The following is a 3,365-nucleotide window of genomic DNA, read 5'->3' as shown; positions in this document are numbered from 1 at the left end:
GCTTTATTGGTGAGGTATTACACTCAAATGGATATGAGATTTGTTTTATTGATGTCTCGCAACCATTAATTGATCAGTTAAACGAAAAAAGATCTTATTCGATTCGTTTAGCTCAAGAAGAAGAAGAAACGATCGAAATTAATAACGTCTACGGATTAAATATTCAAACTGAAGACTCGAAGGTGATAGAGACCATTGCACAAGCAGACCTTGTTACGGTTTCTGTTGGCGTCAATATTTTACCCCTTATTGCTCCGGTACTTGCCGCAGGCTTAAAGAAACGGCTAGAAGTAGGAGCAAGACCGATTGATGTAATTGCTTGTGAGAATGCAATTGGAGCGACCACCGCACTAAAAGGCCATATAAAAGATCAAGTTGACGACGCTACGATCTGGGAAGGCATTTTGTCTAACACAGGATTTCCGGATGCAGCTGTTGATCGGATTGTTCCAAATCAAAGCCGTGAAGGACTTGATGTAATGGTTGAACCTTTCTTTGAATGGGTCGTTCACACAGAAGGGTTGAAGATTGAGAAGCGTTTAGATGGTGTTAGCTATGTCGATGAGCTCACACCTTATATTGAACGTAAGCTGTATACAGTAAACACAGGTCATGCGTGCATAGCCTATCTAGGGTTTGTTCATGAAATTGATTCTATTGCTGAGGCGGTCAAAAATCCTACCATTCGTCGCGAACTTGAAGGTGTATTAGAAGAGACAGGTCGCTTGTTAGAAGTGAAGTACCACTTTGAACGAGAGGAACTTAAAGCGTATCATCAAAAAATAATTGGTCGTTTCGAAAATAGTCATTTATCTGATCCAGTTGAACGTGTTGGTCGGAACCCAATGCGAAAGTTAAGTGCAAATGATCGACTTATAGGTCCTCTTGTACAATTACATGAACGTAAGATCAATACTCAACACTTACTAAAAGTAACTGCCGCTACCTTTTTATTTGATGTAGCACAGGATGAAGAAAGCGTGCAAATTCAGCGTTTGATTAAAGAGCGTGGCTTGCTAGAAACGATTGTCGAGGTCACCTCTCTTTCACCAGATCATCCTTTAGCAGAAGAGATTGAACGGGCAGTAGCGGAACTTTTAAACCAATAAGTGAAAATCCCTTGCCCTAATCACAGGGCAAGGGATTTTCACTTATTGGTTAGTTCATTGAGGGCCATTTCCATTCCCGTAAGGAAATTGATTGGTGTACCCTTGGAATTGTTGATAACTTTGTTGCATCTTTTGGGCATCGGCTGCTTCTAGGGCATAGAAACCTTTGCGGAACATGACATTATATAGATCACGTTGGCAGTTTTGTGTTTGTTCGCAAATGCCCGCTAAGTCTTGATAAAGGGCAGTGTGGCTTGCTTCATTCAACGCGATGCTATATGAGGACGTCATGTACTTTTCCGTTGCAAGCTGATCATTAATAARATCACGCTCAGACATTTGAGGTGTTTTAGGAACTTGTAGTTCTGGGTTTTGGATTTTATTTTGCTGGTTCATATCAAATTCCTCCTATTGTACAGGCATCGTAGTTTGAGCTTGTGTTGGTTGCAAGTGCGTTAAGATCTTCTCGTAATGCTGTTGATGCATCATGCCTGCTTTTTCTAATACTTGCTTAATTTCTTGATCTTGACATTGCTCAGCAAAAAAATGGGCTTTTTTCATGGCAAGCAAATTCCAAGATAGCATATCATTTAAGTAAAGAGCATCTTTTGTCGTAATAATCTGTGGTGGTTCTGGATACTGTATTTGACCCGTTTGTTGCGGTGACATATTCGTTTGTTGCATCGGTTGTTGTTGCATACTGAAACCTCCTTATGATCATAAAAGTACGGATGTATCGAGTTTAGTGATACAGCATTAGTTTGAGGGAGTTAGACTAAATGTATCCTATAAATAACTAGGAGAGTTTACAAATTAATGGAAATTAGATGGATTAAACAAACGTTTCATTAAAAAATAAGAAAGATGATAATTTTCAGAATTATGTGTTGCAACTGGGGCATAATTCCTTTATAGTAAAGATAGAAGTTACGACAAATTGTTCGTCGCCTTTTTTTTGGGGAAATAATGAATGAGTATTCATTCGGTAGAAAATAGGCATACYGAACAGCTTGTGAACATATATAAGATATGGCTTGGACAAATTCGTTGTCCTTTGAAATGTAATAAGTAAATGAATGACCTACGAGTGAAATGATTTAAGGATTAAGGGGGAGAACGATGACCAGACAAATTAAAAAAGCAGCAGTAATTGGATCAGGTGTTATGGGTTCAGGGATTGCGGCACACCTTGCAAATATCGGAATTCCATCATTGTTACTAGATATTGTTCCAAAAGAATTGACTCCTGCTGAAGAAGCTAAAGGATTAACGCTTGAAAGTAAGGCGGTTCGTAATCGTATCAGCACTGATTCAATCAAACGTCTTGCAAAGCAAAAGCCAGCACCACTTGCGGCGAAATCAAAAGCTACATATATTGAGCCAGGTAACCTAGAAGACGACTTAGAGCGCCTTGGTGAAGTGGACTGGATTATCGAAGTAATTGTTGAAAATTTAGATATCAAACGTCAACTATTTGAAAAAATTGATTCAGTACGCAAGCCAGGTACGATTATTAGCTCAAATACATCGGGTATCTCGATTGAAGCAATGGCCAAAGGGCGTTCAGAGGACTTCCAAGCGCATTTTCTTGGAACACACTTTTTTAACCCGCCACGCTATTTAAAGCTTCTTGAAGTGATTCCAACTGAAAAAACAGATCAAGATGTGCTGTCATTTGTGAAAGCGTTTGCTGAAGATACACTTGGAAAAGGTGTAGTTGAATGTAAGGACACTCCTAACTTTATCGCAAACCGCATCGGCACATACGGTCTACTTGTTACTGCTAATGAAATGTTAAAAGGTGAATTCTCTGTTGGGGAAATTGATTCTGTAACAGGTCCGTTAATTGGCAGACCGAAAAGCGCAACTTTCCGCACGCTTGATGTTGTAGGACTTGATACGTTCTTACATGTAGCTAAGAATGTCTATGATGAAGTGGAAGGAGYAGAGAAAGATGTCTTCGATCCTCCATCCTTCATGAAAGAGATGGCTGAAAAAGGTTGGCTTGGTAGTAAGACTGGCCAAGGTTTCTTCGTGAAACAACGTACTGAAAAAGGAAGCGGAATCTTGGAGCTTAATCCAATTACGCTTGAATACCAAGAACGTAAAAAATTACGTACAGCTTCTACAGAGCAAGCGAAACAAGCAAAGAAGCCTGGCGATAAGTTGAAAGCGCTCGCTTATGCAGATGATCGTGCAGGACAACTCATTTGGAACCTGGTTAAGCCGGTCCTTCTGTATTCTGCTGAGAAGGTT

4 protein-coding genes are annotated in these 3,365 nt (G+C 39.8%); 2 read left to right on the top strand and 2 right to left on the bottom strand.

Annotated features, from left to right (window positions below; all coding sequences use genetic code 11):
• Nucleotides 1-1,109 (top strand): mannitol-1-phosphate 5-dehydrogenase (locus AB685_RS28845; protein WP_082153820.1); only part of this gene is annotated, 1,109 nt, incomplete at its 5' end.
• Nucleotides 1,110-1,163: 54 nt separating this feature from the next.
• Here the strand turns inward: AB685_RS28845 and AB685_RS28840 are convergent.
• Nucleotides 1,164-1,505 carry a spore coat protein gene (locus AB685_RS28840; RefSeq protein ID WP_047974046.1) on the bottom strand — a complete coding sequence of 114 codons (342 nt, stop codon included), beginning with the start codon at nucleotides 1,503-1,505 and terminating at the stop codon, nucleotides 1,164-1,166.
• A gap of 12 nt (nucleotides 1,506-1,517) precedes the next feature.
• Nucleotides 1,518-1,778, bottom strand: a complete 261-nt coding sequence (locus AB685_RS28835) for a hypothetical protein (RefSeq protein ID WP_128755964.1) — start codon at nucleotides 1,776-1,778, stop codon at nucleotides 1,518-1,520.
• 450 nt (nucleotides 1,779-2,228) lie between these two features.
• Here AB685_RS28835 and AB685_RS28830 point away from each other — a divergent pair.
• On the top strand, nucleotides 2,229-3,365 hold a 1,137-nt coding region (locus AB685_RS28830; protein WP_047974045.1), incomplete at its 3' end, for a 3-hydroxyacyl-CoA dehydrogenase family protein.

This window comes from Bacillus sp. LL01 (assembly GCF_001037965.1).
Note: the sequence above shows the minus strand (reverse complement) of the source record. Positions and strands in the feature narration are given on the sequence as shown.

Bases quoted from the DNA above. Each gene is read 5' to 3' on its own strand.
- AB685_RS28835 (WP_128755964.1), bottom strand. From the start codon at position 1,778: ATGTCACCGCAACAAACGGGTCAAATACAGTATCCAGAACCACCACAG.